A 25,226-nucleotide genomic window follows, 5' to 3' on the forward strand; every position below is an offset into this window, starting at 1 on the left:
GACGGTCGATCGCTGGCACTATTAGAACACGTTCTAGTCAGCGACGAGGCCGGTTGCGCAGCGACCCGAGCCGAGCAGGAGAATCGAGAGCTAGGGGTCGTAGGCCCCGAGTCACGTCGAGTCAAAGGACGCGGAGGTCCCGAGGGTGGTAGCGACCGTCACAGACGAGCAGTTCGCCGCGCGCGCCCTGGTGCGCGACTGGGCCCGCAACTCGACGTCGGGGCCGGGCGGGACGACGGCGATCCGCGAGGTCGAGCAGGGGGACGCCGACGCCTGGCGCCCCGTCTTCGCCCGCCTCGCCGACCTGGGCATCTTCGGCGTCGCGATCGCCGAGGAGCACGGCGGCGCCGGCGGCAGCGTGGAGGACCTGTGCGCCATGGTCGAGGAGGCGGCCAAGGCGCTGGTTCCCGGCCCGGTCGCGACCACCGCCCTGGCGACGCTCGTCGTCACCGATCCCGAGTTGCTGGCGGCACTGGCCGCCGGCGAACGCTTCGCCGGGCTGGCGCTGGAAGGCGACGCCCGGTTCGACGGCGAGCGCGCGTCGGGAACGCTGCCCTTGGTGCTCGGCGCGGCCGACGGCGGTGTGGTCCTCGTGCCGGCCGACGGAACGTGGCTCCTCGTCGACACCGAGAGCGACGGTGTGCGGGTCGAGCCGCTGGAGGCGACCGACTTCTCCCGCCCGTTGGCCAGGGTGGTGCTGACGTCGGCGCCGGCCGCCGTCGTGTCGGATTCGCGTCAGCGCGTCGACGAACTGGCGGCCACCGTGCTCGCTGCCGAGGCGGCGGGCCTGACCCGGTGGGCACTGGAGACGGCCGTCGACTACGCGAAGGTCCGCGAGCAGTTCGGCAAGCCCATCGGCAGCTTCCAGGCCGTCAAGCATTTGTGCGCCGAGATGCTCTGCCGCGCCGAGCAGACCGAGGTGGCCGCCGCCGACGCCGCCCGCGCCGCGGCGGAGCGCGATCCGGACCAGTTCTCCATCGCGGCCGCGCTGGCCGCGAGCATCGGCATCACCGCCGCCAAGGCCAATCTCAAGGACTGCATCCAGGTGCTCGGCGGCATCGGCTGCACCTGGGAGCACGATGCGCACCTCTACCTGAGGCGGGCGCACGCCATCGGCCGGTTCCTCGGTGGGCCCGAACGCTGGCTACGCCGGGTCACCGAGCTGACCCAGGGCGGCGTGCGCCGCCGCCTGGGGATCGACCTCACCGACGTCGAGGGCCAGCGCGCCGAGATCGCCGCGGCCGTCGCCGAAATCGCCGCGCTGCCCGAAGAGAAGCGGCAGGCGGCGCTCGCCGACGCCGGGCTGCAGGCGCCGCACTGGCCGGCGCCGCACGGTCGTGGCGCGTCACCGGCCGAACAGTTGCTGATCGATCAGGAACTGGCAGCGGCCGGCGTGGCCCGACCGGATCTGGTCATCGGTTGGTGGGCGGCGCCGACGATTCTCGAGCACGGCACGCCGGAGCAGATCGAGCGCTTCGTGCCGGGCACCCTGCGCGGTGAATTCCTTTGGTGTCAGCTGTTTTCCGAGCCGGGAGCCGGTTCGGACCTGGCGTCGCTGCGCACCAAGGCGGTTCGTGGTGAGGGGGGCTGGCTGCTCACCGGGCAGAAGGTGTGGACGTCGGCGGCCCACAAGGCCCGGTGGGGTGTGTGCCTGGCGCGCACCGACCCCGACGCCCCGAAGCACAAGGGCATCACCTACTTCCTGGTGGACATGCGCTCGCCGGGCATCGAAATCCGCCCGCTGCGCGAGATCACCGGTGACTCGCTGTTCAACGAGGTCTTTTTGGACAACGTGTTCGTGCCCGACGAGCTGGTGGTCGGCGCGGTGAACGACGGCTGGCGGCTCGCCCGGACGACGCTGGCCAACGAGCGGGTCGCGATGGCCACCGGCACCGCGCTGGGCAACCCGATGGAGGAGCTGCTCAAGGTGCTGGGCGAGCTCGACCTGGACGCGGCGCAGCAGGACCGGCTCGCGCGGTTGATCGTCATCGCCCAGACCGGCGCGCTGCTCGACCAGCGGATCGCCCAGCTCGCGGTCGGTGGGCAGGACCCGGGGGCGCAGTCCAGCGTCCGCAAGCTCATCGGGGTGCGCTACCGGCAGGCGCTGGCCGAGTACATGATGGACGTCTCCGAGGGCGGCGGGCTGGTCCGCAATCACGCGGTATACGACTTCCTGAACACCCGCTGCCTCACCATCGCCGGCGGCACCGAGCAGATCCTGCTCACCGTGGCCGCCGAGCGGCTCCTCGGGCTACCCCGCTGACGGGCTCTGCGAAGAATCCGCCGAGATTGCCACCAGGGTCGTGGATTTCACGAGATCACGACCGCGGGTGCAATATCGGCGGCTTAGAGAACCTCAGGAGAACGTCGTCTGCGCGCAGGTGCTCGGCGACGTGATGTTGACCCCGGGGTAGACCACCTGGATGTGGGTGCACACGATGACGTTGTTGTCGGTCTTGGGCTGACCGGTCTGCCAATCGGTGGAATCGATGCGCCCGGTCGTCTGGTACTTCTCCGGCGGCCCCTCACCGAAGTAGACGGTGGTGATCTCGTCGGACCCCATCGACTTCATCACCCGCTCGTACTGGCCGGTGGCGTGCGCGTCCAGGTAGGCCAGCCGGTTCGACGAGCGGATCTCGGTGGTCTGCCGGGCCCAGAGGCCGTTCGGGAAGCCGGTCACCCCGTCGGGGGTGAGCATGTCCGCCCCGGCGGTGAAGTCGCAGTGGCCGTCGGCCTTGAAGCAATTCAGGATGGTGCGCGTCTCGAGCTGGTTGGGCCCGTCGAGCGGGAACAACGTGGTGGCGGTGTTGCTGGCCGCGCCGGCGGCGGGGTAGGGCAGCAACGCCAACGCCGATCCGATGACCGCGCACCCGGTGATCAGTCGCTTCATGCCGCTCCCCTTTCGGTTCGCCAACCCTAAGGGTGAACCTAACCCCGCGACTATTCGTCGTAGGTGACTTCTACCGAATCAGATTCGGGGTGAGATTGACAGGCCAGGATCAGGCCGTCGTCGAGGTCTTGCTGCTCGAGCACGTCGTTGACCTCCATGCTCACCTTGCCGCTGCGCAAGGTGCACGCGCACGCGCCGCAGTGGCCCTCGCGACAGGAGAACGGCGCGTCAAGGCCCTTCGCCAGCAGGACGTCGAGCAACTTGGCGTTGCGTGGCCACGACACGGTGTGGGTTTCGCCGTCGAGCTGCACCACGGCGGTGGCCGGCGGCGAGTCGCCCGGGGCGGTGTCCTCGATCTTCACGGCCGCGAACGGGTCGGAGTCCAGCGACTTGAACACCTCGATATGCATTTGCGCCGCAGGCACTTTCAGCGTTTCCAGCGCTTCGCGGGCCGCATCCATGAACGGTCCGGGCCCACAGATGTACACCGGCCGGCCGGTATAGGGGGAGGCGAGCCTCGCGAGGGCGGCCACGCTCGGCATCCCCTGCAGCGATTCCAGCCAGTGCACCACGGTGAGCCGGTCGGGGTACTTGGCGGACAGTTCGCGCAGCGCGTCGGCGAAGATCACCGACCTGTCGTCACGATTGGCGTAGAGCAGGGTCACCTGGCCGCTGCCCTCGGCGAGGGCCGACTTGGCGATCGACATGATCGGGGTGATGCCGCTCCCCGCGGCCATCAACAAGAAGTCGTCGTCGAGCGTCTTGGGCACGAAGTTGCCCGACGGGGCCAGCACGTGGATCCGCATGCCCGCCCGCGCGTGCTCGCACAGCCAGTTGGACGCGTAGCCGTCCGCGGTCCGTTTGATCGTGACGGTCAGCGCGTCGTCGGTGAACGGCGAGCTGCACAGCGAGTAGCAGCGGGCCACCGACCCGGTGCGCTCGCTGGGAACGCGCAGCGTCAGGAATTGCCCGGGCGCATAGCGCAGCCGTTCGGGCGGGATCTCGGGATCGCCCGGCTCGTCGGGTACCGCGAACACCAGCGACCGCGCGTCGTCCGTCTCGGCGACGACCTCGGCGATCTGCAGTTCCAGCACATGGTCACCGAGCGGCTCGTCGAGGTTGGCCTCGGCCAAGACCCCATCCTCCCTCTCGTTACAACTAGAACATGTTACAGAAAAGCGGATTCGTATCGCTACCAGCCGCAGGAATACCCTGCTCGACACAAATCGGAACGTGTTCTAGTCTCTGGTGTAAGCCCGCTGAGTAAGTCTGGCCCAGGAGGCAAACTTAAGTGACGTCCATTCAACAACGTGACGCGCAGTCGGTTTTGGCCGGCATCGACGATCTGCTCCCCCGCATTCGGGAGCGCGCTCAGGCGACGGAGGATTTGCGGCGGCTGCCCGACGAGACCGTTCAGGACCTGCAGGACATCGGCTTCTTCACGCTGCTGCAACCCGAGCAATGGGGCGGCCTGCAATGCGATCCGGGCCTGTTCTACGAGGCGGTGCGACGGCTCGCCAGCGCATGCGGGTCCACCGGCTGGGTGAGCTCCATCATCGGCGTGCACAACTGGCATCTGGCGCTGTTCGACCAGCAGGCCCAGGAGGAGGTTTGGGGCGACGACCCGAACGTGCGGGTCTCGTCGTCCTACGCGCCGATGGGCGCCGGCGTGGTGACCGACGGCGGCTATCTGGTCAACGGCTCCTGGAACTGGTCGTCGGGATGTGACCACGCCACGTGGGCCTTCCTCGGCGGTCCGGTGATCAAGGACGGCCGGCCGGTCGACTTCGGCAGCTTCTTGATCCCGCGCAGTGAGTACCGCATCGACGACGTCTGGCACGTCGTGGGCCTGCGCGGCACCGGCAGCAACACCGTGGTGGTCAAGGACGTCTTCGTGCCCCGGCACCGGTTCCTGTCCTACAAGGCGATGAACGACGGCACCGCGGGCGGGTACCAGACCAACACCGCCCCGGTTTACAAGATGCCTTGGGGCACAATGCATCCCACCACGATTTCCGCGCCGATCGTCGGCATGGCCTACGGCGCGTACGACGCGCACGTGGAGCACCAGGGCAAGCGCGTGCGCGCGGCGTTCGCCGGGGAGAAGGCCAAGGACGACCCGTTCGCCAAGGTGCGCATCGCCGAGGCGGCCAGCGACATCGACGCGGCGTGGCGCCAGCTGAGCGGCAACGTCGCCGACGAGTACGCGTTGCTGTCGGCCGGCAAGGAGATCCCGTTCGAGCTGCGCGCCCGTGCCCGGCGCGACCAAGTCCGCGCGACGGGGCGTGCGATCGCTTCCATCGACCGGCTGTTCGAGGCCTCGGGCGCCACCGCGCTGGCCAATGACCAACCGGTGCAACGGTTCTGGCGTGACGCGCATGCCGGCCGGGTGCACGCGGCCAACGACCCCGAGCGGGCCTACCAGATCTTCGGAAACAACGAGTTCGGGTTGCCGCCGGGCGACACGATGGTCTAGCCGTGACGGCTATCGAAGAGCTGACGTTCGAGTCCACCTCGCGCTTCGCCGAAGTCGACGTCGACGGGCCGCTGAAGCTGCACTATCACGAGGCCGGGGTCGGCAACGACCAGACGGTGGTGCTGCTGCACGGCGGGGGGCCCGGCGCGGCCAGCTGGACCAACTTCTCGCGCAACATTCCGGTGCTGGCGCAGCGGTTTCATGTGCTGGCCGTCGATCAGCCCGGCTACGGGCTCTCCGACAAGCGCGCCGAACACGGGCAGTTCAACCACTACGCCGCGCGGGCGCTCAAGGGCCTCTTCGACCGACTCGAGCTGGGACGCGCTCCGCTGGTGGGTAATTCGCTGGGCGGGGGCACCGCGGTCCGGTTCGCCCTCGACTACCCGGACCGGGCCGGCCGGCTGGTGTTGATGGGTCCCGGCGGGCTGAGCATCAATCTGTTCGCCCCCGATCCGACCGAGGGTGTCAAACGGCTGGGGAAATTCTCGGTCGAACCCACCCGGGAGAACCTCGAGGCGTTCCTGCGGGTCATGGTCTACGACCAGAAGCTGATCACGCCGGAGCTCATCGACGAGCGGTTCGCGCTGGCCAGCACCCCGGAGTCGCTGACCGCGACCCGGGCGATGGGAATGTCCTTCGCGGGAGCCGATTTCGAGCTCGGCATGATGTGGCGCGAGGTGCACCGGCTGCGGCAGCCCGTGCTGTTGATCTGGGGCCGCGAGGACCGGGTCAACCCGCTGGACGGCGCGCTGGTCGCGCTGAAGACCATTCCGCGTGCGCAGCTCCACGTTTTCGGGCAATGTGGGCACTGGGCGCAGGTGGAGAAGTTCGACGAGTTCAACAAGTTGACCGTTGATTTCCTGGGAGGTGCGTGATGAGCATCCGTTCGCTGGGCTATCTGCGCATCGAGGCCACCGACATGGCGGCCTGGCGCGACTACGGCCTGAAGGTGCTCGGCATGGTCGAGGGCAAAGGCAACACCGAGGGCGCGCTGTACTTGCGCATGGACGACTTCCCGGCCCGGCTGGTGATCGTGCCCGGTGAGCGGGACCACCTCATGGAGGCGGGCTGGGAATGCGCCAATGCCGAAGGGCTGCAAGAGATCCGAAACCGGCTCGACGTCGAGGGCGTGCCCTACAAGGAGGCCACCGCCGCCGAGCTGGCGGATCGCCGGGTCGCCGAGATGATCCGGTTCTCCGACCCGTCCGGCAACTGCCTGGAGGTGTTCCACGGCGTCGCGCTGGAGCACCGGCGCGTGGTCAGCCCGTACGGCCACAAGTTCGTCACCGGCGAGCAGGGCCTTGGGCACGTGGTGTTGTCCACCCGCGACGACGACGAGGCGTTGCACTTCTACCGGGACGTGCTCGGCTTCAAGTTGCGCGATTCGATGCGGATGCCGCCGCAATTGGTGGGCCGGCCCGCGGACGGCGCGCCCGCGTGGCTGCGGTTCTTCGGGTGCAACCCGCGCCACCACAGCCTGGCCTTCCTTCCACTGCCGACGCCCAGTGGCATCGTGCACCTGATGATGGAGGTCGAGAACGCCGACGACGTGGGTCTGTGCCTGGACCGCGCGCTGCGCCGCAAGGTGCCCATGTCGGCCACCCTGGGCCGCCACGTCAACGACCTGATGCTGTCCTTCTACATGAAGACGCCCGGTGGCTTCGACGTCGAATTCGGTTGTGAGGGAAGGCAAGTGGAGGACGGCGACTGGGTCGCCCGGGAAAGCACCGCCGTCAGTTTGTGGGGCCACGACTTCACGGTCGGCGCCCGCGGGTAATCATGTCGGCGCCGATCGATCCGCGGGCCTTCCGGCAGGTGCTGGGCCAGTTCTGCACCGGCATCACGATCATCACCACGGTGCACGACGAGGTCCCGATCGGCTTCGCCTGCCAGTCGTTCGCCGCGCTGTCGCTGGACCCGCCGCTGGTGCTGTTCTGCCCGACCAAGGTGTCGCGGTCCTGGCAGGCCATCGAGGCCAGCGGCCGGTTCTGCGTCAACGTGCTGACCGAGAAGCAGAAGCACGTTTCGGCGCGGTTCGGCTCCAAGGAACCGGACAAGTTCGCCGGAATCGACTGGCACCCCTCGGAACTCGGCTCGCCGATCATCGACGGGTCGCTGGCCTACATCGACTGCACGGTGGCGTCGGTGCACGACGGTGGCGACCATTTCGTGGTGTTCGGCGCTGTGCAGTCGTTGTCCGAGGCCCCCAAGATCAAGCCGCGTCCGCTGCTGTTCTACCGCGGTGAGTACACCGGGATCGAACCGGACAAGACGACGCCCGCGCAGTGGCGCGACGACCTGGAGGCGTTCCTCACCGCCACCACCCAGGACACCTGGCTCTAGGGCGTCCCGCGATACGTTTCGTGCCGGACGGCCTCGCCCTGTGTCGTCGGGTCGTGCGTCTCCGAGGACCACGCCGTGTCGGGATCGTCACGCTGGTCGGCCGGCTTCGCGTCGCCTTCCGGGTGCAGTTCGTCGGCGCGCTTCAACTGCTCCTGCAGTTGTCCGCGCGACGCCGCGACCTCGTTCTGATGATTGGCGGCCCGTTCCTGCCACCGGGCGGCCTCGGCCGCTTTCGCCTCCGCCTCGGCCTGCGCGGCCCGGGCCTTCGCGGCCGTCTCGTGCGCGAGGGCCTCGCGGCGTTCGACCTTCGCGGTCTCGAGCTTGGCCTGTTCGCGAATCTCCTGCGCCTGCCGTTGCCGCCGCCGGCTTCTTGACCTGCTGACCGCAAAGAGCAGCGCGGCGATCACCAGAACTGCCGCGATGACGGCGACCACGATCCAGATCGTGTTGCTATTCATGGTGGGCTCCTATCGGATCGGTTTCGCCGGGCGCGCGGCGCTGACTCATAGTGGGATCCCCCTATCTGGCGTGAGTAAAACAACGCACCGGACTGACCGGGGTTCGGCCGGTGACCTTGGCCCCTTCCCCATCGCGGCGGTCGCCGAAATCATGGGATCGCCGAATCGAAGGCAGATAGGTGGGACCGATGACGGAAAGCCAGGGCTTCTTGCGTCTCGCGTACTGGGCCGGCGCCGTGATGGACGCCGCAATGGTGGTGCCACTGCTGGTGCCAGGCGTGGCCGCCGCGATGCTGGGTCTGCACGGGTTCGCCCCGGCCCCCGATTACCGCTACGCCGCCGCGTTGTGTGCGGCCTTGATGGCCGGGTGGACGGCGCTCCTCGTGTGGGGGAGCCGCGCACCCGTCGACCGGCGGGGAGTTCTGCTGCTCACCGTGTTCCCGGTGCTTGCGGGCCTCGCGGCGGCGGGTGCTTACGCGCTCAGCAGTGGCCTCGTACGTGTCGGCTATATGGCGCCGATCCTGGTGATGCAGTTGGGCCTCACGGTGCTGTTCCTCAGTGCGTATCGGCGCGCTCGTGCCCTTGCCGATGACACGATTCGTCAGGGGTGATCCGGCGATGCGCTCGAATTCCATCAGCGGTGCGTGGCGGCCGAGCGGAAAGTGTGGGCGCGTTGCGGGCGCTACATGAAGTCCAGCGCCTCGACCGTCGCGATCGGGCCCTCGTGGGTCGGTCGGTTCGCGCCGCCGATGCAGTAGACGGTATTGCCGACCGTCGCCACCACCTCGGCATGCCGGGCGGTGGGCATCGGGGCCAAGGTGCTCCACTTCGCGTTGGCGATGTCGTACATCTCGACCACGTTCAACACCATCGTCGGTTCCTCGCCGCCGACCACCACGATGCGGCCATCGATGTACGTCGCGCCGTAGCTCCCGCGCGGGGTCGGCATGCCCACCAACTTGGTCCAGGCGCCCGATTGGGGATCGAACCGCTCGTTCGCCGCGGAGTTCTTGTCGGCGCTGAGGAACCGGCCGCCGATCGCGTACACGTAGGTGCCGTCCGACACCGCGGCCAGGTGCTCGCGGGGGGTCGGCATGTCGGCGGCGTCCTTCCACGAATCACCGTCGAAGACCTCGGTCTGCGGGACGAGCTGCTTGGCGTTCTGCCCGCCCACCGCGACGAGTTTGTCGCCCACCACCGCGGCGGCCGGCGCCGCGCGGGCGTGCGTGAGATGCGGCAGCTCAACCCAATTGCCGCCGCGCAGCGCGAACACCTTGTCGGACGCGTCGGCGAGCTGATCGCTCGCTCCGCCGAGCACCACCACCTCGTCGCGGTAGGTCGCCGCCGCAGCGTGGTGCAGCGGGATGGGCAACGGCGGGCCGGTCTGCCATACGCCGGTGCGCGGGTCATAGCTTTCGACGGTCTGCAACGCGGTGCCGTTCCGCAGACCGCCCAGGATCCAGATCTTGTCGCCCTGCACGGCCCAGGCCATCATCAGCCGGGGGGTCGGCGCGTCCGGCAACGAGCGCCATTGCGACGCCGGTTGGATCCGGCGGGCGGGCAGCTTCAGCGCTTCCGCCGACGAGGTGAGCTGGCCGTCGCCGACGGCGGTCGACCCGCCGATGGCGTACACCGACTTCTCCACCGCGTCGACGGCCATGCCGTGCCGCGCGGTCGTCATGTCGGGCAATCCGGACCACGTCTTGGTCATCAGGTCGAACGCGGAGACGCTCTTGAGCACCTGGCCCGCGGACACGCCGCCGGCGGCGACCAGGCGCCCGTCGACGATCGCCACGCCGAGGTCGCTGCGCGGCTGGCTCAGCGGCGGCAGCGGCGCCCAGCTCTTCGCGGCCGGGTCGTAGGCCTCGACGGTCGGCAGGTCGGCGGTGCCGTTGGTGCCGCCCACCGCGTACACCAGCTTCCCGTCCGAGGCCGCCGCCAGCAGCTGTCGCGGGGTCGGGATCGGCGCACCGGGGCTCCAGGTGTTGCCGTCGAACACTTCGGTGGTGTTCAGCAGCGCGCCGGACGCGTCGACACCGCCCGTGACGACCAGCCGGTCGCCCACCACGGCCGCCGCCGCGGCCGCGCGGGGCTGCAGCAGGTGCGGAAGCTCAACCCAGCGGCTGTTGATGACTCGCCAAACCTGTTCGGACGCAACGTTTTTGCCACCCTCGGATCTCCAGCCGCCGAGCACGACGGGATTTCCCTGCCAGGTCACCGCCATCGCGTGCGAGACCGGGACGGGCAGGTCGTCGCCGCCCTTCCAGCTGTCGATGACGGGGTCGTAGCCTTCCTGCAGTCCGGTGAGGGCACCGTCGCTGCGGATCCCGCCGAAGATCCAGATGGTGCCGTCGGCCTGGGTGGTGGCCGCGGCGTCCCGCGAAACCCGGGCATTGGTGATCGGCTTCCACTGCATGGGCGGCTGCGCGGTGGGTTGACCGGAACCGCCCTTGGAACCGGGGTTTTTGTCGGGTGACAGCGCGAAATAGACGCCGCCGATGACCAAGAGCAGGACCGCCGCGAGCGCGCCGGCCGTCAGCGCGATGCGGTTTCTCTTCTTGCCCGGTTCGGCGAACCATGCGGCCGCCCGGGCCCTGGGACCACGCGGCGGGCCCTGGGCGCCACCGTTTGGACCCGACGGCCCGGCGGTGGCGGGCGGCCGCGCCGTGGGCTGCGTCGCCGACGCGGGCACGCCGCGCAGCAGGCTGGCCGCCTCCGACAGCTCGGCGGGCCCCGACTGCGGAAACGCCGCGGTCTCCAGTGCGTGTTCGCTCGCGATGGGGGTGCTGATCGCGGAAGTCGGGTCGTCGTGCCCGGTCGGCAAGCGCGGTGGTGGGGGCATGCTCGCGGTGTGCATCCCGGATGGCCGAGCCACCTCGCTGTGTCCGCCGGGTGGCGGGGGGTACGGAGCGTCGGCCGCGACGGCCGACGGGCGCCCGGTGATGGCCATCGCGTCGGGTTTCAGACCGTTGGCGCGCTGGGCGGCCTGCAGTTCGCGGCCGAACTCCTCGGCCGAGGCGGGCCGCTCGGCCGGGTCGATCGACATCGCCCTCTCGATGGCCGTGCACACCGCGTCCGGGATGCCGTCGGGACGCATATCGGGGATTCCGGTGGTGCTGATCCGCAGATACTGCGCGATCAGGTCCTCGCCCTTCTTGCGCTCGTGGGCGGCGTTGCCGGCGATGAGCGCGTAGAGGGTGGCGCCCAGTGAATACATGTCGGAGGCCACCGTGGCGGGATTGCCCGTCATCACCTCGGGTGCGGTGAAGTCGATGGTGCCGGAGAAGAATCCGGTCGCCGTCTCGTATCCGCCTTCGATGTGGGCGATGCCGAAATCGCTGAGCTGTGGCTCGCCGTAGTCGTTCACGAGGATGTTCGCCGGCTTGATGTCGCGGTGTAGCGTGCCGGTTCGGTGCGCGGTTTCCAGTGCGCCGCAAAGCTTTACGCCGATGCGCAACGCCTCGGGCCAGGCCACCGGACCCTCCCGGCGCAGCCGGACCGCCAGCGAATCCGCCGAGTGGTAAGGCATCACGATGTACGGCTTGCCGCTCGGGGTGACTCCCACCCGCAGGATGTTGACGATGTTCGGATGCCCGGAGAGCCCGCCCATCGCATAGCCCTCGCGAAGGAACCGCTCGCGGCTGTCATCGTCGATGTGCGACGGCAGCACCTTCACCGCAACGCTGCGCCCGAGAGCGGTCTCGTAGCAACAGTAAATGACCCCGGCGCCGCCCCTGGCCACCTGCCGGGCATCCTCGAATCCCGCGGCCGCCAGCTCCGCGGCGATGCCGCTCGGTACCGGGGCGACATTGTCGGGCCGGGGCTCTTCAGGCATTTGCTGGCGCTCAACCCTCCGCGAAATATGTTCTTGGCGAGCTCAAGGTTAGCGCTCAGAACCTCACGGATGTGCTTTTCTGGCAACCTTCGTTCGCCCGGCCCTCATCGGAGGCGATGGCCGCCCTTAGGCGTCGATGGTCGGGGGGCCTTCATACGGCCGTTGCAGCGCGGCGAACTCGGGGACGGTGGCGACGGTCAGCACGGCCTGCAGCAGCCGAACGCCGTCCGCTGTCTTGAGTGTTCGCGTCAGGACCGGCCCGGAGAACGCGCGGCCGTCGACGGCGATGATCGGGCTGCCGGCCTCGTCACCCAGGGCGTCCTGGCTGGCTTGATGCGCTCGCTTGACCGCCTCGTCCAAGCCGGCGTCGTCCTGCGCGTCGACGAGGCGTTGCGCCAGGCCGTTCTCGGCGAGGGCTTCCCGGATCGCGGTGGCGGTCAGGTCCTCGCCGTCCACGTGGATGCGACGGCCAATCGAGTCGTAGAGGCCCGCGAACGCATCCGGGCCGCGCTCGCCGACGGCGGCGGCGAACAGGCGCCCCAGCCGCGTCGACCGCTCCATCATGCGTTGCTGTTTACCCTCGGTCTCCTGGCCCGCGTTGAGGACCGCCAGGCTCATCTGGCGCAGGGTGACGGGCGTGCCCGTTGCCCGCCCGGCGTCGAGCAGCCAACGCGCGGTCACCCAGGAGAACGGACAGACGGGGTCGAGATACAGGTCGACGTCGGCCACGGGTTCCTCCTTCGGTCCAAGGCTCGGGCTACCGGGCGGCATACCCGCTGCCGGCCCTGACACGCCCGCCGATGCGTGGCAGCAGAATGGCCGTATGACGCTGAACCTGGGCGAGTACTTCGAACGGATCGGTTACCGCGGCGCCACGACACCCGGCCTCGATGTCCTGCAGGCGTTGGTGAGCGCGCACACCAAGGCGATTCCCTTCGAGAACCTCGATCCGGTGATGGGGGTCCCGGTCGACGACCTGGGCCCGGCGGCCCTCGCCCGCAAGCTCATTCAACGGGGTCGGGGCGGCTTTTGCTACGAGCAGAACGGCCTGATGGGCTACGTGCTCACCGAGCTCGGCTTTCGAGTGCGGCGCCTGGCCGGCCGGGTCGTGTGGATGCGCCCACCCGACGCGCCGTCACCGCCGCCGCAGACGCACACCGTGTTGGCGGTGACATTCCCCGGCTCGCACGGGTCCTATCTGGTGGACGTCGGCTTCGGCGGGCAGACGCCCACCTCGCCGCTGCGGATCGAGACCGGCACCGTGCAGCAGACGACGCACGAGCCCTATCGGCTGGACGACCGAGGGGACGGGCTGGTCTTGCAGGCCCAGGTTCGCGGCGAGTGGCAGCCGCTCTACGAGTTCAGCACCCGGACCGCGCCGGACATCGACCTGGCGGTGGGCAGTTGGTTCGTCTCGACGCACCCCTCGTCGCATTTCGTCACCGGGCTGACGGCCGCGCGCGTCACCGACGACGCCCGGCTGAACCTGGCCGGCCGGAACCTGGCCATTCACCGTGCCGACGCCAGCGAGAAGATTCGCCTCGACGACGCCGCGGCGGTGGTCGACACCCTCAGGGACCGGTTCGGCATCAATGTTTCCGACGTCGGCGAGCGCGGCGCGCTGGAGGCGCGCCTGGATAAAATCCTGGACGCCTAGATCCAGGACCCGATTCGCCGCAGGGCCTCTTCGATGTCGCGCGTGGGCCCGGCGAACGACAGCCGGACAAACGAGTTGCCGTGCGTGGTATCGAAATCGATACCCGGGGCGATGGCAACGCCGGTGTCGCTCAACAGTTTTGAGCAAAACGCGGTCGAGTCCTTGGTGAGTTCGGAGACGTCGGCGTACACGTAGAACGCTCCGTCGGTGGGTGCGAGCCGGTCGATGCCGATCTGGCGCAGACCGTCGAGCAGCAGGGCGCGGTTGGCCGCATAGTGGTGCAGGTTGCCGTCGGCTTCGGCCGTCGATTCCGGCGTGAACGCCGCCACCGCGGCGAGCTGCGACAGCACCGGTGGGCAGATGGTGAAGTTGCCGGTCAGCCGGTCCACGGCACGCAGCAGCACGGGCGGCACCAGCATCCAGCCCAGCCGCCAGCCCGTCATCGCGTAGTACTTGGAAAAGCTGTTGACCACCACGGCGTCTCGCGATGTCTGCCAGGCGCAGCTGGTCTGCGGCGCCCCCTCGTAGACCAGGCCGTGGTAGACCTCGTCGCTGATCAGCCGCACCCCGGACGCCTCGCACCACGAGGCGATCGCGGCCAGCTTGGCCGGCGCTATCACCGTCCCGGTGGGATTGGCCGGGCTGGCGACGATCACGCCGCGGGGCGGCGGGTCGAGTTCTTCGAGCATCTGCACGGTGGGCTGGAAGCGGGTTTGCGGGCCGCACGGGATCTCGACCACCTCACATCCCAAGGCGGACAGAATGTTTCGATAACACGGGTAACCGGGACTGGCCAGCGCCACCCGGTCGCCCGCATCGAAGCACGCCAGAAACGCGAGCAGGAATCCGCCGGACGAGCCGGTCGTCAACACCACCTCGTCGGGTTGGACCCGAAGCCCGTGCTGGCGTTGGTAATCCGCCGCGATCGCCGCGCGCAGCTCCGGAATGCCCAACGTCACGGTGTAACCCAGCTCGTTCACGTGCAGGGCGGCGGCCGCCGCGGCACGCACCGGCTCGGGCGCTCCGACGCTCGGCTGGCCGGCCGACAGGTTCACCAGGTCGCCGTGGCTGCGCTGGCGCTCGGCGGCGGCCAGCCACACATCCATCACATAGAACGGAGGGATGGCGGCGCGCCGCGCGACATGGTCGTTCACGACGGTTCGAGCACCTCGGATTCGAGCCGTGCGAGGACTTCCCGCGTCGTGTCGAGCAGGTGGGCGCTGCCGTGGGCCCGCTTGAAGTACAGATGCATGTCGTGTTCCCAGGTGATCGCGATCCCGCCGTGCAGCTGGATGCCTTCGGCCGCCGCGCTGCACAGCGCCTCGGTGGCGGCCAGTCGCGCGGTGGCCGCATTCGTCGGGGTGGGGTCGTCGCAGGCGTCCGCCACCACCGCCTTCGCCGCGGCGATCATGACGTACAGATCGGCCATCCGATGTTTGAGCGCCTGGAAGCTGCCGATCGGTCGGCCGAATTGCACTCTGTTCTTGGCGTATTCGACGGTCAGCTCCAGGCAGCGTTCGGCGGCGCCGATCTGCTCGGCCGCGAGCAGGATGGCCGCGCTGTCGGTGAGGCCGGGATCGGCGCCGATCGTTTCGGTGTCCTGGGGCGTCACCCGCGCGAGCCTGCGGGTCGGGTCCATGGTGACGGCCGGCTTGGCGGTGAAGCGGGTCCACCGGGCCAGCTGGCCGTCGGTGGCGGCGACGACGACGTCGGCGATGTCCCCGTTGACGACGTAGTCGGCATCGAGAACCAGCGCCCCGATCGAGGCGCCCTCGGCGAGGGCGCCCAGCGTCTCGGCGTCGGGCTCGGGCGCGCTCAGCAGCGCGAGCTCCGCCAGCGTGGTCCCCAGCAGCGGGGAAGGCACCAGCGCCCGGCCCAGCTCCTGCAAAACCGTTGCGGCGTCGGCTAACTCGCCGCCCGCGCCGCCCAGCTCCTCGGGGATGACCAGAGCGGCGGCCCCCACCTGCTCACACAGCAGCTGCCACAGCGACTCGTCGTAACCACGCTCGGAGTCCATCGCGGCGCGCACCGCCGTCGGGTTGGCGTGCTTGGCCACCAGGGCCGCGACGGTCTCCCGCAGCATCTCCCGTTCTTCACTCATAGCGCCTCCAGCACTCGCCGCCGATGCGCCTCGGGCGTACCCCAGGCCGAACGCAATGCTTGCACGCGCAGTAGCCAAAGCGACAAGTCATTTTCCTGGGTGAAACCGATCGCGCCGTGGGTCTGCAGCGCCGATCGCGCCGCCAGGAGGCCCGCCTCGGAGGCCGCCGCCTTGGCCGCGCTGACATCGCGGGGCTCCATCGACAGGGCCGCGCCGTAGAGCAGCGGCCGGGCCAGCTCGATCGCGATGTGTACGTCGGCCAGCTTGTGCTTGATCGCCTGATAGGAACCGATCACCCGGCCGAACTGCGCGCGCTGCTTGGCGTAGTCGACGGTGTCCCGCAGGAGCGCCTCGGCGGCGCCGACCAATTGCGCTGCGGTGGCCAGCGCCCCGAACTCGAAGGCGCGCCGGACGTCGGCCTGCCATGGTTGGCCGGTGGCGGCCACGTCGTAGAGGGGCCGGCTCGGATCGACCGACTCGTGTCGCTCGCCGGACGCGGCCTCGCACACACCGTCGTCGGTGGCCAACAGCACCAGCCCGGCCGAGTCGGCGTCCACCGCGCGCGGCGCGTGCGGTGGCAATGCGACGGTGGCGATCAGCTCACCGGAGGCCAGCGCCGCGCACCGCTCGTCGGAGGCGAGCAAAACCGGTGCTACGGCGACGGATTCGGCCACCGGTCCGGGCACACACCAGCGTCCCAGACGTTCGAGCGCGACCACCAGGTCGACGGGGTGTGCCTCGATGCCGTCGAACTTTTCGGGAACAGCCAGGGCGGTGACGCCGAGTTCGGCCAGCTGCTCCCACACCTTGCGGCCGGGCGCGGTGTGGCCGGCGGACCAGGCGCGGATAGCGCCGGGCAGGTCGGCCACGCCGAGCGCGGCATCGATGCTGGCCGCGAAGTCGCGCTGCTGTTCGTCTAGCGCAAATTTCATTTCTTGCCCCCGGACTTCTCGCGGGGCAGGCCCAACAGCCGCTCCGAGATGATGTTGCGCTGAATTTCGTTGGTGCCGGCGTAGATCGGGCCGCCCAGGGCGAACAGCAGGCCATCCGTCCAGCTGCCGGCGAGCTCACCGTCGGCGGCGAGGATGTCCAGCGCGGTCTGGTGCAGGTCCACGTCGAGGTCGGACCAGAACACCTTGGTCACCGACGATTCGGCGCCCAGTTCACCGCCCTCGGCCAGCCGGGTCACGGTGCCGAAGGTCTGCAGCCGGTAGGCCTGCGCCTTGATCCAGCCATCGGCCACCCGGTCGGCGAACGCGGGGGGTGAGCCGCTGTCCTTCCACAGGCGCACCAGGCGCTCGGCGGTCGCCAGGAAGCGCGCCGGGCTGCGCAGCGACATGCCCCGCTCGTTGCTCGAGGTGCTCATGGCCGCCCGCCAACCGTCGTTCGGGGTGCCGATCACGTCGTGGTCGGGCACGAACACGTCGTCGAGGAAGATCTCGCCGAACCCGGTGTCGCCGCCCAGTTGCACGATGGGGCGCACGGTGACGCCCTCGGCTTTCAGGTCGAACATGAAGTACGTCAGGCCGTTGTGCCGCTCGGCTTCCGGGTCCGACCGGAACAGCCCGAATCCCATCTCGGCGAACGGCGCGCGCGAGCTCCAGATCTTCTGCCCGTTGAGCAGCCAGCCACCGTCGGTCTTGGTCGCGGTGGATCGCAGCGAGGCCAGGTCGCTGCCGGACTCCGGCTCCGACCAGGCCTGCGCCCAGATCTGTTCGCCGCTCGCCATTTTCGGCAGGATGCGGTCCAGCTGCTCCTCGGTGCCGTGCGCGAACAGCGTGGGCGCCAGCATCGAGGTGCCGTTGGCGCTGGCCCGGCCGGGCGCGCCGGCGCGAAAGTACTCCTCTTCGAACACGACCCAGTGCAACAGCGGCGCATCGCGGCCACCGTATTTCTCCGGCCAGGTGATCACCGACAGCCCGGCGTCGAACAGCACGCGGTCCCAGTGGCGGTGCTGCGCGAATCCTTCGGCGTTGTCGTAGGACTTCGTCGGGATCGACTCGGCGTTGGCGGACAAGAACTCACGGACCTCGGCCGCAAAGGCCAGGGTCTCCTCGTCTAACTCCAGATCCATTCAGGCCAGCTCTCGCAGTAGTGGTTTGACCACCTTGCCGCCGGGATTGCGCGGCAACGCGTCGACGAACCGCACCGAACGCGGTGCCTTGAAGTTCGCCAAATGTTCACGGGTATAAGCGATTACGGATTGCTCGTCGAGGTCGGCGCCGGGCCTTGCCACCACGAAGGCCCTGCCGACCTCGCCGAGGCGCTCGTCGGGGACACCAATCACCGCGGCGTCGGCAATCCCCGTCATCCGCGCGAGCACCTGCTCGACCTCGGCCGGGTAGACGTTGAAGCCGCCGCAGATGTACATGTCCTTGAGCCGGTCGGTGATGCGCAGGTTGCCGGCCGCGTCGACGGCGCCGATGTCGCCGGTGTGCAGCCACCCGTCGGCGTCGATCGCCGCCGCCGTGGCCTCCGGGTCGTCGAGATAGCCCAGCATCACGTTGGGCCCGCGCAGCAAGACCTCGCCCGCCTCGCCGGGAGCGATTGAGTCGATCCGCAATTCGAAGTCGGCGAACGGGCGCCCGCAGGTGGTGGCGACGGTGACCGCGTCGTCGTCGGCGCGGCACATCGTGCCCATCCCGTTGGCTTCGGTCAGCCCGTACGCCGTCAGCACGATGTCGATGTCGAGCTCGGACTGCATGCGCTCCACCAGCACGACGGGCACGGTGGCCGCCCCCGTCACCGCGAACCGCAACGAGCTCAGGTCGTAGTCGTCGCGCCGCGGATGGTCCAGCAGGGTCTGGTAGATCGTGGGCGGTCCCGGCAACACGGTGATGCGGTGCCGCTCGATCGCCTGCAGCGCCCGCAGCGGGTCGAAGGTCAGGTGCGGGATCAGCGTCGCGCCGGTCTGCAGGCAGGCCAGGATGCCCGCCTTATAGCCGAAGTTGTGGAAGAACGGGTTGATGCACAGGTAGCGGTCGTCGCTGGTGATCTTGCCGTTGGCCGCCCACGATGCCGAGGCCGACAACGACTGCCGGTGTGCGCACAGCACACCTTTGCTGCGACCGGTGGTGCCCGAGGTGAACAGGATGTCGCTGACGTCGTCGGGCGCGACGGCGGCGGCGCGTGCGGCGACCGCCTCGAGATCGGTGCCGCGCGCGACGAAGTCGTCCCACGTCCCTGGAACGGGATCGTCGGCCTCGATCGGAATCCGGACGATGTGCCGCAGCGCGGGCAAGGCATCCCGATCCAGATCGGCGACGCGATCGTGGCCGAGGAACGTGCCCATCCCGAACAGCACGGGCGCCTCGGTGCGGGCCAGGATGTCGCGGGCTTCCTCGGCGGTGTAGCGGGTGTTCAGCGGCACCATCGCCGCGCCGGCGTGGTGAATGGCCAGGCAGGCGACCACCCAGTGCCAGGTGTTGGGCGACCAGATGGCCACTCGGTCTCCCGCCCGCACGCCGAGGCTGATCAGTGCTGCCGCGGCGCGATGGACCTCGTCGCGCAGGGTGGCCGCCGTGAACGATCGCTCGTCGGTGATCAACGCGTCGTGGTCGGGGAAGCGGTTCGCGAAACGATCCAGCGCCGCGGGGATGGTGCGGGCATCGCCGGTCATCGAGACTGCTCCTACCTGGATTGCTCGGCTCCTCCGCGCGCCGCTGTGCGGGCGCATCGTCACCGAGCCGACAAAGCAAGTGCTTGGTAGGTTAGCCTACAGGGCATGCAGGACGTCGAGGAGTTCCGGGCGGAGGTCCGCGGTTGGCTCGCCGACAATCTGGTCGGCGAATTCGCAGCTCTCAAGGGTCTTGGCGGACCGGGGCGCGAGCATGAGGCGTTCGAAGAGCGCCGGGCGTGGAACCAGCACCTCGCCAAGGCCGGTTTGACCTGCCTGGGCTGGCCCGTCGAGCACGGCGGTCGCGGGCTCTCGACCGCGCACCGGGTGGCGTTCTACGAGGAGTACGCCAAAGCCGACGCTCCGGACAAGGTCAACCACTTCGGCGAGGAGCTGCTCGGCCCGACGCTGATCGCCTTCGGGACGCCCGAACAACAACAGCGGTTCCTGCCGAAGATCCTCGACGTCACCGAGCTGTGGTGCCAGGGCTATTCCGAACCCGGCGCCGGCAGCGACCTGGCCAACGTCTCCACCACCGCCGAACTGGACGGCGACCAGTGGGTGATCAACGGCCAGAAGGTGTGGACCTCGCTGGCGCACTGGGCGCAGTGGTGCTTCGTGGTCGCTCGCACCGAGAAGGGCTCCAAGCGGCACGCCGGGCTGTCCTACCTGCTGGTGCCACTGGATCAGCCGGGGGTACAGGTCCGCCCGATCATCCAGCTGACCGGCGACTCGGAATTCAACGAGGTCTTCTTCGACGACGCCCGCACCGACGCCAATCTGGTCGTGGGCCAGCCCGGCGACGGCTGGCGGGTCGCCATGGGCACGCTGACCTTCGAGCGCGGCGTCTCGACACTGGGGCAGCAGATCCGCTACGCCCGTGAGCTTTCCAACCTCGCCGAGCTGGCGCGGCGCAACGGCGCCGCCGAGGACCCCTTCATCCGCGAGCGGCTGACCCGCGCGTGGACCGGGTTGCGCGCGATGCGGTCGTACGCGCTGGCGACCATGGACGTTGAGCAGCCCGGCCAGGACAACGTGTCGAAGTTGTTGTGGGCCAACTGGCATCGCGCGCTGGGGGAGCTCGCGATGGACGTGATCGGCAAGCCGGGGCTGACCCTGTCCGACGGCGAATTCGACGAATGGCAGCGGCTGTTCCTGTTCACCCGCGCCGACACCATCTACGGCGGATCCAACGAGATCCAGCGCAACATCATCGCCGAGCGCGTGCTCGGCCTGCCCCGGGAGGTAAAGGGATGAGCCTGTCCGAAGCTCCGAAAGAGGTTGCCGGGCATGGCCTTTTGCAGGACAAGGTCGTCGTCGTCACCGCGGCGGCGGGCACCGGGATCGGATCGGCGACCGCGAAGCGGGCGCTGACCGAGGGGGCCGACGTGGTGGTGTCCGACCATCACGAGCGCCGGCTGGGGGAGACGGCCGAGGAGCTGTCCGCGCTGGGGTTGGGCCGGGTCGAGAGCGTGCTGTGCGACGTGACGTCCACCGCGCAGGTGGACGCGCTGATCGCGTCCACCACCGCCCGGATGGGCCGGCTCGACGTGCTGGTCAACAACGCCGGGCTGGGCGGTCAGACCCCGGTGGTGGACATGACCGACGACGAGTGGGACCGCGTCCTGGACGTGACCCTGTCCTCGGTGTTCCGGGCCACCCGGGCGGCCCTGCGGTACTTCCGGGAGGCCGCGCACGGGGGCGTGATCGTCAACAACGCCAGCGTTTTGGGCTGGCGCGCTCAGCACTCGCAATCGCACTACGCGGCCGCCAAGGCGGGCGTGATGGCGTTAACCCGTTGCAGCGCAATCGAAGCGGTCGAATACGGGGTGCGGATCAACGCGGTGTCACCGAGCATCGCCCGCCACAAGTTTCTGGACAAGACCACCTCGGCCGACCTGCTCGACCGGCTGTCCGCCGGGGAGGCGTTCGGGCGGGCGGCCGAGCCGTGGGAGGTGGCGGCCACCATCGCGTTCCTGGCCAGCGACTACTCCAGCTACCTCACGGGTGAGGTCATCTCGGTGTCGAGCCAGCACCCCTGAGCCGATCGCTGGCCAAGCAAGCGCTTGGTTGATATCCTGGCCGGGTGGATCGTGTGGCGGGTCAGGCGAACAGTCGCCGCGACGAGTTGTTAGACCTCGCCGCGACGATGTTCGCCGAGCGCGGCCTGCGTGCCACCACCGTGCGCGACATCGCCGACAGCGCCGGCATCCTGTCCGGCAGCCTGTATCACCACTTCTCCTCCAAAGAGGAGATGGTCGATGAACTGCTGCGCAGTTTCCTGGACTGGTTGTTCGCCCGCTACCGCGAGATCGTGGACAGCGAGGCCAACCCGCTCGAGCGGCTCAAAGGGCTGTTCATGGCGTCGTTCGAGGCGATCGAGCATCGGCACGCGCAGGTCGTCATCTATCAGGACGAAGCCCAGCGGTTGTTGTCGCAGCCCCGGTTCTCCTACATCGAGGACATGAACCGCCAGCAACGCAAGATGTGGGTCGAGGTGATCAACCAGGGCATCGACGAGGGCTACTTCCAGCCCGACCTCAACGTCGACCTGGTCTACCGTTTCATCCGTGACACCACCTGGGTGTCGGTGCGCTGGTATCAGCCCGGCGGACCGCTGACCGCTCAGCAGGTGGGCCAGCAATATCTCGCCATCGTTCTTGGTGGGATTACCAAAGAAGGAGTCTGAAAGATGGGTGAGGCGTACGTCATCGACGCTGTGCGCACCGCGATTGGCAAGCGGGGCGGGGCACTGTCCGGCATACACCCCGTGGACCTCGGCGCGCTGGGATGGCGCGGATTGCTCGACCGGGTCGACGTCGATCCCGCCGCCGTCGAGGACGTGATCGCCGGCTGCGTCGACGCCATCGGCGCGCAGGCGGGCAACATCGCCCGGCTCTCGTGGCTGGCCGCGGGTTATCCCGAGGAGGTTCCCGGCGTCACGGTGGACCGGCAGTGCGGCTCCAGCCAGCAAGCCATTTCCTTTGGCGCGCAGGCGATCATGGCCGGTACCGCCGATCTCATCGTGGCCGGCGGCGTGCAGAACATGAGCCAGATCCCGATCTCGTCGGCCATGACGGTCGGCGAGCAGTTCGGGTTCACCTCGCCGACCAACGAGTCCAAGCAGTGGCTGCACCGGTACGGCGACCAGGAGATCTCTCAGTTCCGCGGTTCGGAGCTGATCGCCGAGAAGTGGAACCTGTCGCGCGAGGAGATGGAGCGGTACGCGCTCACCAGCCACGAGCGCGCGTTCGCCGCGATCCGCGCCGGTCACTTCGACAACGAAATCATCACCGTCGAAACGGAATCCGGGCCCTTCCGGGTCGACGAGGGTCCGCGCGAGTCCTCGCTGGAGAAGATGGCCGGCCTCAAGACACTCGTCGAGGGCGGCAAGTTGACGGCGGCGATGGCCAGCCAGATCTCCGATGGCGCCAGCGCGGTGCTGCTGGCCTCCGAGCAGGCGGTCAAGGACCACAACCTCACGCCGCGGGCCCGCATTCATCACATCAGTGCCCGCGCGGCCGACCCGGTGTTCATGTTGACCGGGCCCATCCCGGCCACCCGCTACGCGCTGGAGAAGACCGGACTGTCCATCGACGACATCGACACCGTCGAGATCAACGAGGCGTTCGCGCCGGTGGTGTTGGCCTGGCTCAAGGAGATCAAGGCCGACCCGGAGAAGGTCAACCCCAACGGGGGTGCGATCGCGCTCGGTCACCCGCTGGGCGCCACCGGCGCCAAGCTGTTCGCCACCATGCTCAACGAACTCGAGCGCGTCGGCGGCCGCTATGGCCTGCAGACGATGTGCGAGGGCGGTGGCACGGCGAACGTCACGATCATCGAGCGGTTGTAATTCTCTGCGCCGCCTGTCGCGACACTGAAACTACGCACAAGACACGCCGATTCGGGCGTGCGTAGTTTCAGTCTCGGTGCGGCGGTTACGGGGTTGCCAGCACCAGGCCGATGCCGCCAAGGGCCAACAGCCAACTGGTGAAACTGCCGACCAGGAAGTACTCGGTCACCTCGTCGATGCCGACCTCACCGTCGCGCCCCTTCTGGGCGGTCAGCTCCGGGAACCGGATGATGCCCTTGGCTGCGACGACCGCGCTGGCGGCGGCCACCTGACCGCCCACGCCCAGGCTCAGGATCAGCAGGCGTTCCATCGGGCCCAACAGCCGCCCGCCCTTGAGCCGATCCGACGGCTGCGGCTCACCGACGGGGCGTACCGCTCCCACCGAACCGAGCACCAGGCGCACGAGCTGGTTCGCGGTCGCGAACTGCACCAGCACCACGCCGATGACCATCAGCAGCCGGGTGGGGGTGACATGGCCGAGCGGCAAGTGCGCCCAGGCCACCCACCGCGCGATGCCGCCGCCGACCGTCGACGACCAACCGGACAGCAGCGTCAACAGCGTCAGCGTCCCGGCGAATACCGCCAGCGGCGCGGCTTGGTGGCCGCCGCTGCGTTCGCTGCGCGCGCACAGCCACTCCCATGCGGCGACCGACGCCGCGGCCAGCACGAGCAGCGGGATGTCGCCGGCATGCCATAGGGCGCCCAGCGCCAAGGACGCGGCCACCACAACCGGTCCCACCACCAGCGGCACCCACACCGCACGGACCGCTCGCCGGGACAGGTCGGCGATGCCGAGCGCCGTGAGCAGGACGGCGACGGCACTCACGGCAGTTCCCGAAGGTATTGGCTGGCGAGGACGATTAGATCCAGACCGTCACGGCTCGCGCGCTGTGAGACCGCCGACGGGCTGACACCCTCGGCCGCGGCGAGTTCCTTTTTGGTCCGGCCGGTCATCAGTCCCCTCACAATCCGCAACGATCTCTCATCCAGCGATCCAAGCAGGTGGTCCCGACAGATCAGGGCCGCGTTGACCGCGCCGACGTCGGTGCGCGTCTCCGCGGCCGCCCGAAATGTCGTGCGCACCAGCGAGAAGGCGGGCTGCCGCTGTGTCTCCGCCGTCTGCTGGATGGCCTCCCGGGCGGCCCACCATCCGGGCCCGTCCTGGATTCCGGCGTCGGCGTCGAGGACGGTTACCGCACCCCACCCCAGCCCGAAGCGGACGTCGACATCGGGCGCCAGTAGCAGGCGCACGGTCAACGCCGCGTCGATGGCACGGCCGAGCGTGGGATAGCTGCCCTGAAACTCGTCCCCCACCGTGAAGGACGGCGGGTCGATCGCACCGTTCGCCACCTGGCTCAGGGTGGTGGCGACACGTCGATGCAGGGCGGGACGGTCGCTGGCACGCCGGGAACCCACCACGTCACCGATCAGCGCGGCGCGAATTGAAGGCTCCGCCTTCATTGTGCCCATATGAAGATTATAGCTTCATTTATCAATTATTCAGAGCACAGCTTAATCAGGTCGCAAGGTCGGCGTCCGCTCAGTCCGCCGGACGGTCATTGACCTTGAGGTACCCCTCAATGCCGACCCGTTGAAAAGTGCGGCGGCGGGAAGCCGACAAAAGGGGCAGGGCCTCCGCCGCGCCGATGATTTCGGGGTGCACCACCTCGTACCTCTCGCCCTGGGACGAGATGGTCGCCCGTCCCGCGGCACGAACGTTCTGCAGCCAGTCCACGTCGGTGCCGTAGGGCAGCGGTATGACGAAGCCACCGTCGATGCGCTCGGCGACGACCGGTGTGGTGTACACCTTGCCCGACCGTCGTCCTGTGTGCTCGATCGCCGCCGCATACCAGTTCTTGTGGCCGGCCAGCCGCAGCATGAGCGGGTTGAGCAGGTATTTATTGGAGGTTCGGACCGCGTTCAGGAGTGGGGTCGGCCAGGTTTCGGGAGCCAGCGAGATCATCCATCCAGGGTGACGCCGCGCGACGGCTCACGGC

At 68.9% G+C, this 25,226-nt stretch carries 24 protein-coding genes; 11 read left to right on the top strand and 13 right to left on the bottom strand.

All coding sequences use genetic code 11. The features are described from left to right. Positions 1 to 145 precede the first annotated feature (145 nt). Positions 146 to 2,263: an acyl-CoA dehydrogenase gene (locus tag A5681_RS19945; protein ID WP_067279044.1), complete on the top strand. Its 2,118-nt coding sequence runs from the start codon at positions 146 to 148 to the stop codon at positions 2,261 to 2,263. A 93-nt stretch (positions 2,264 to 2,356) separates the two neighbouring features. Here the strand turns inward: A5681_RS19945 and A5681_RS19950 are convergent, their stop codons facing one another. Together A5681_RS19950 and A5681_RS19955 are read right to left on the bottom strand one after the other, a co-directional pair. Further along, the gene (locus A5681_RS19950) at positions 2,357 to 2,890 is read right to left on the bottom strand and encodes a hypothetical protein (RefSeq protein WP_067279047.1); all 534 of its coding nucleotides are present in this window, start codon (positions 2,888 to 2,890) and stop codon (positions 2,357 to 2,359) included. Between the two features lie 50 nt (positions 2,891 to 2,940). Then, positions 2,941 to 4,023, bottom strand: a complete 1,083-nt coding sequence (locus tag A5681_RS19955) for a ferredoxin--NADP reductase (protein ID WP_067279050.1) — start codon at positions 4,021 to 4,023, stop codon at positions 2,941 to 2,943. 158 nt (positions 4,024 to 4,181) lie between these two features. Between A5681_RS19955 and hsaA the strand changes: the two genes are divergently transcribed. The 4 genes from hsaA to hsaB are packed head-to-tail and all read left to right on the top strand — an operon-like array spanning position 4,182 to position 7,709. After that, positions 4,182 to 5,366 carry a 3-hydroxy-9,10-secoandrosta-1,3,5(10)-triene-9,17-dione monooxygenase oxygenase subunit gene (gene hsaA / locus A5681_RS19960; RefSeq protein ID WP_067279053.1) on the top strand — a complete coding sequence of 395 codons (1,185 nt, stop codon included), beginning with the start codon at positions 4,182 to 4,184 and terminating at the stop codon, positions 5,364 to 5,366. 2 nt (positions 5,367 to 5,368) lie between these two features. Continuing rightward, complete coding sequence (gene hsaD / locus A5681_RS19965) at positions 5,369 to 6,241, top strand: 4,5:9,10-diseco-3-hydroxy-5,9,17-trioxoandrosta-1(10),2-diene-4-oate hydrolase (RefSeq protein ID WP_067279058.1); 873 nt, start codon at positions 5,369 to 5,371, stop codon at positions 6,239 to 6,241. Further along, the gene (hsaC, locus tag A5681_RS19970) at positions 6,241 to 7,143 is read left to right on the top strand and encodes an iron-dependent extradiol dioxygenase HsaC (RefSeq protein ID WP_067279068.1); all 903 of its coding nucleotides are present in this window, start codon (positions 6,241 to 6,243) and stop codon (positions 7,141 to 7,143) included. Before hsaD ends, hsaC begins: the two co-directional genes overlap by 1 nt. Positions 7,144 to 7,145: 2 nt before the next feature. Further along, complete coding sequence (hsaB, locus tag A5681_RS19975; protein WP_067279070.1) at positions 7,146 to 7,709, top strand: 3-hydroxy-9,10-secoandrosta-1,3,5(10)-triene-9,17-dione monooxygenase reductase subunit; 564 nt, start codon at positions 7,146 to 7,148, stop codon at positions 7,707 to 7,709. Here hsaB and A5681_RS19980 read toward each other — a convergent pair. After that, positions 7,706 to 8,143 (bottom strand): hypothetical protein, encoded by a 438-nt coding sequence (locus A5681_RS19980; RefSeq protein ID WP_156738071.1) that lies wholly within the window; start codon positions 8,141 to 8,143, stop codon positions 7,706 to 7,708. The genes hsaB and A5681_RS19980 overlap by 4 nt on opposite strands. Before the next feature lie 212 nt (positions 8,144 to 8,355). Between A5681_RS19980 and A5681_RS19985 the strand changes: the two genes are divergently transcribed. Next, positions 8,356 to 8,778 carry a hypothetical protein gene (locus A5681_RS19985; protein ID WP_067279075.1) on the top strand — a complete coding sequence of 141 codons (423 nt, stop codon included), beginning with the start codon at positions 8,356 to 8,358 and terminating at the stop codon, positions 8,776 to 8,778. Between the two features lie 71 nt (positions 8,779 to 8,849). Here the strand turns inward: A5681_RS19985 and A5681_RS19990 are convergent, their stop codons facing one another. Both A5681_RS19990 and A5681_RS19995 read right to left on the bottom strand, forming a co-directional pair. After that, the gene (locus A5681_RS19990) at positions 8,850 to 12,002 is read right to left on the bottom strand and encodes a serine/threonine-protein kinase (protein ID WP_067279078.1); all 3,153 of its coding nucleotides are present in this window, start codon (positions 12,000 to 12,002) and stop codon (positions 8,850 to 8,852) included. A gap of 126 nt (positions 12,003 to 12,128) precedes the next feature. Then, the gene (locus A5681_RS19995) at positions 12,129 to 12,731 is read right to left on the bottom strand and encodes a disulfide bond formation protein DsbA (RefSeq protein ID WP_067279084.1); all 603 of its coding nucleotides are present in this window, start codon (positions 12,729 to 12,731) and stop codon (positions 12,129 to 12,131) included. A gap of 94 nt (positions 12,732 to 12,825) precedes the next feature. On the opposite strand from A5681_RS19995, the gene A5681_RS20000 reads away from it, so the two are divergent. Beyond that, positions 12,826 to 13,659 (top strand): arylamine N-acetyltransferase family protein, encoded by an 834-nt coding sequence (locus tag A5681_RS20000; protein WP_067279087.1) that lies wholly within the window; start codon positions 12,826 to 12,828, stop codon positions 13,657 to 13,659. On the opposite strand, the gene A5681_RS20005 is transcribed toward A5681_RS20000, so the two are convergent. The 5 genes from A5681_RS20005 to fadD3 are packed head-to-tail and all read right to left on the bottom strand — an operon-like array spanning position 13,656 to position 19,379. Beyond that, positions 13,656 to 14,813: a pyridoxal phosphate-dependent aminotransferase gene (locus tag A5681_RS20005; protein WP_067279090.1), complete on the bottom strand. Its 1,158-nt coding sequence runs from the start codon at positions 14,811 to 14,813 to the stop codon at positions 13,656 to 13,658. The genes A5681_RS20000 and A5681_RS20005 overlap by 4 nt on opposite strands. After that, on the bottom strand, positions 14,810 to 15,760 hold the full coding sequence (locus A5681_RS20010) for an acyl-CoA dehydrogenase family protein (protein WP_067279092.1): 951 nt from the start codon (positions 15,758 to 15,760) through the stop codon (positions 14,810 to 14,812). The genes A5681_RS20005 and A5681_RS20010 overlap by 4 nt, the downstream gene beginning before the upstream one ends. Next, on the bottom strand, positions 15,757 to 16,692 hold the full coding sequence (locus A5681_RS20015) for an acyl-CoA dehydrogenase family protein (protein ID WP_067279096.1): 936 nt from the start codon (positions 16,690 to 16,692) through the stop codon (positions 15,757 to 15,759). Before A5681_RS20015 ends, A5681_RS20010 begins: the two co-directional genes overlap by 4 nt. Next, positions 16,689 to 17,834 (bottom strand): acyl-CoA dehydrogenase family protein, encoded by a 1,146-nt coding sequence (locus A5681_RS20020; RefSeq protein WP_067279099.1) that lies wholly within the window; start codon positions 17,832 to 17,834, stop codon positions 16,689 to 16,691. The genes A5681_RS20015 and A5681_RS20020 overlap by 4 nt, the downstream gene beginning before the upstream one ends. Further along, positions 17,835 to 19,379, bottom strand: coding sequence for a 3-((3aS,4S,7aS)-7a-methyl-1,5-dioxo-octahydro-1H-inden-4-yl)propanoate--CoA ligase FadD3 (fadD3, locus tag A5681_RS20025; protein WP_067279102.1), 1,545 nt, complete (start codon positions 19,377 to 19,379; stop codon positions 17,835 to 17,837). A gap of 105 nt (positions 19,380 to 19,484) precedes the next feature. On the opposite strand from fadD3, the gene ipdE1 reads away from it, so the two are divergent. The 4 genes from ipdE1 to fadA6 are packed head-to-tail and all read left to right on the top strand — an operon-like array spanning position 19,485 to position 23,229. Continuing rightward, positions 19,485 to 20,633 carry an acyl-CoA dehydrogenase IpdE1 gene (gene ipdE1 / locus A5681_RS20030; protein WP_067279106.1) on the top strand — a complete coding sequence of 383 codons (1,149 nt, stop codon included), beginning with the start codon at positions 19,485 to 19,487 and terminating at the stop codon, positions 20,631 to 20,633. Further along, on the top strand, positions 20,630 to 21,418 hold the full coding sequence (gene ipdF, locus A5681_RS20035; RefSeq protein WP_067279109.1) for a (5R,7aS)-5-hydroxy-7a-methyl-1-oxo-2,3,5,6,7,7a-hexahydro-1H-indene-carboxyl-CoA reductase: 789 nt from the start codon (positions 20,630 to 20,632) through the stop codon (positions 21,416 to 21,418). The genes ipdE1 and ipdF overlap by 4 nt, the downstream gene beginning before the upstream one ends. Positions 21,419 to 21,462: 44 nt before the next feature. Next, positions 21,463 to 22,065, top strand: coding sequence for a TetR family transcriptional regulator KstR2 (gene kstR2, locus A5681_RS20040; RefSeq protein WP_139272836.1), 603 nt, complete (start codon positions 21,463 to 21,465; stop codon positions 22,063 to 22,065). A gap of 3 nt (positions 22,066 to 22,068) precedes the next feature. Continuing rightward, entirely contained in the window at positions 22,069 to 23,229 is a 1,161-nt protein-coding gene (gene fadA6, locus A5681_RS20045) for a steroid 3-ketoacyl-CoA thiolase FadA6 (RefSeq protein WP_067279112.1), read from the top strand. An 85-nt stretch (positions 23,230 to 23,314) separates the two neighbouring features. Here fadA6 and A5681_RS20050 read toward each other — a convergent pair whose 3' ends face one another. The 3 genes from A5681_RS20050 to A5681_RS20060 form a co-directional block, all read right to left on the bottom strand. Beyond that, positions 23,315 to 24,055: a hypothetical protein gene (locus tag A5681_RS20050; RefSeq protein WP_067279115.1), complete on the bottom strand. Its 741-nt coding sequence runs from the start codon at positions 24,053 to 24,055 to the stop codon at positions 23,315 to 23,317. Further along, positions 24,052 to 24,699, bottom strand: a complete 648-nt coding sequence (locus A5681_RS20055; RefSeq protein ID WP_082968452.1) for a SatD family protein — start codon at positions 24,697 to 24,699, stop codon at positions 24,052 to 24,054. The genes A5681_RS20050 and A5681_RS20055 overlap by 4 nt, the downstream gene beginning before the upstream one ends. Before the next feature lie 70 nt (positions 24,700 to 24,769). After that, entirely contained in the window at positions 24,770 to 25,192 is a 423-nt protein-coding gene (locus A5681_RS20060; protein ID WP_067279119.1) for a nitroreductase family deazaflavin-dependent oxidoreductase, read from the bottom strand. Positions 25,193 to 25,226: the final 34 nt, after the last annotated feature.

Source organism: Mycobacterium scrofulaceum (assembly GCF_001667885.1).
Classification (GTDB): domain Bacteria; phylum Actinomycetota; class Actinomycetes; order Mycobacteriales; family Mycobacteriaceae; genus Mycobacterium; species Mycobacterium scrofulaceum_C.

Coding starts and splice junctions, on each gene's coding strand:
- A5681_RS19950 (WP_067279047.1), bottom strand. CDS start 2,890: ATGAAGCGACTGATCACCGGGTGCGCGGTCATCGGATCGGCGTTGGCG.
- hsaC (WP_067279068.1), top strand. CDS start 6,241: ATGAGCATCCGTTCGCTGGGCTATCTGCGCATCGAGGCCACCGACATG.
- hsaB (WP_067279070.1), top strand. CDS start 7,146: ATGTCGGCGCCGATCGATCCGCGGGCCTTCCGGCAGGTGCTGGGCCAG.
- A5681_RS19985 (WP_067279075.1), top strand. CDS start 8,356: ATGACGGAAAGCCAGGGCTTCTTGCGTCTCGCGTACTGGGCCGGCGCC.
- A5681_RS19990 (WP_067279078.1), bottom strand. CDS start 12,002: ATGCCTGAAGAGCCCCGGCCCGACAATGTCGCCCCGGTACCGAGCGGC.
- A5681_RS20000 (WP_067279087.1), top strand. CDS start 12,826: ATGACGCTGAACCTGGGCGAGTACTTCGAACGGATCGGTTACCGCGGC.
- A5681_RS20010 (WP_067279092.1), bottom strand. CDS start 15,760: ATGAGTGAAGAACGGGAGATGCTGCGGGAGACCGTCGCGGCCCTGGTG.
- A5681_RS20015 (WP_067279096.1), bottom strand. CDS start 16,692: ATGAAATTTGCGCTAGACGAACAGCAGCGCGACTTCGCGGCCAGCATC.
- A5681_RS20020 (WP_067279099.1), bottom strand. CDS start 17,834: ATGGATCTGGAGTTAGACGAGGAGACCCTGGCCTTTGCGGCCGAGGTC.
- fadD3 (WP_067279102.1), bottom strand. CDS start 19,379: ATGACCGGCGATGCCCGCACCATCCCCGCGGCGCTGGATCGTTTCGCG.
- ipdE1 (WP_067279106.1), top strand. CDS start 19,485: ATGCAGGACGTCGAGGAGTTCCGGGCGGAGGTCCGCGGTTGGCTCGCC.
- ipdF (WP_067279109.1), top strand. CDS start 20,630: ATGAGCCTGTCCGAAGCTCCGAAAGAGGTTGCCGGGCATGGCCTTTTG.
- fadA6 (WP_067279112.1), top strand. CDS start 22,069: ATGGGTGAGGCGTACGTCATCGACGCTGTGCGCACCGCGATTGGCAAG.
- A5681_RS20055 (WP_082968452.1), bottom strand. CDS start 24,699: ATGGGCACAATGAAGGCGGAGCCTTCAATTCGCGCCGCGCTGATCGGT.
- A5681_RS20060 (WP_067279119.1), bottom strand. CDS start 25,192: ATGATCTCGCTGGCTCCCGAAACCTGGCCGACCCCACTCCTGAACGCG.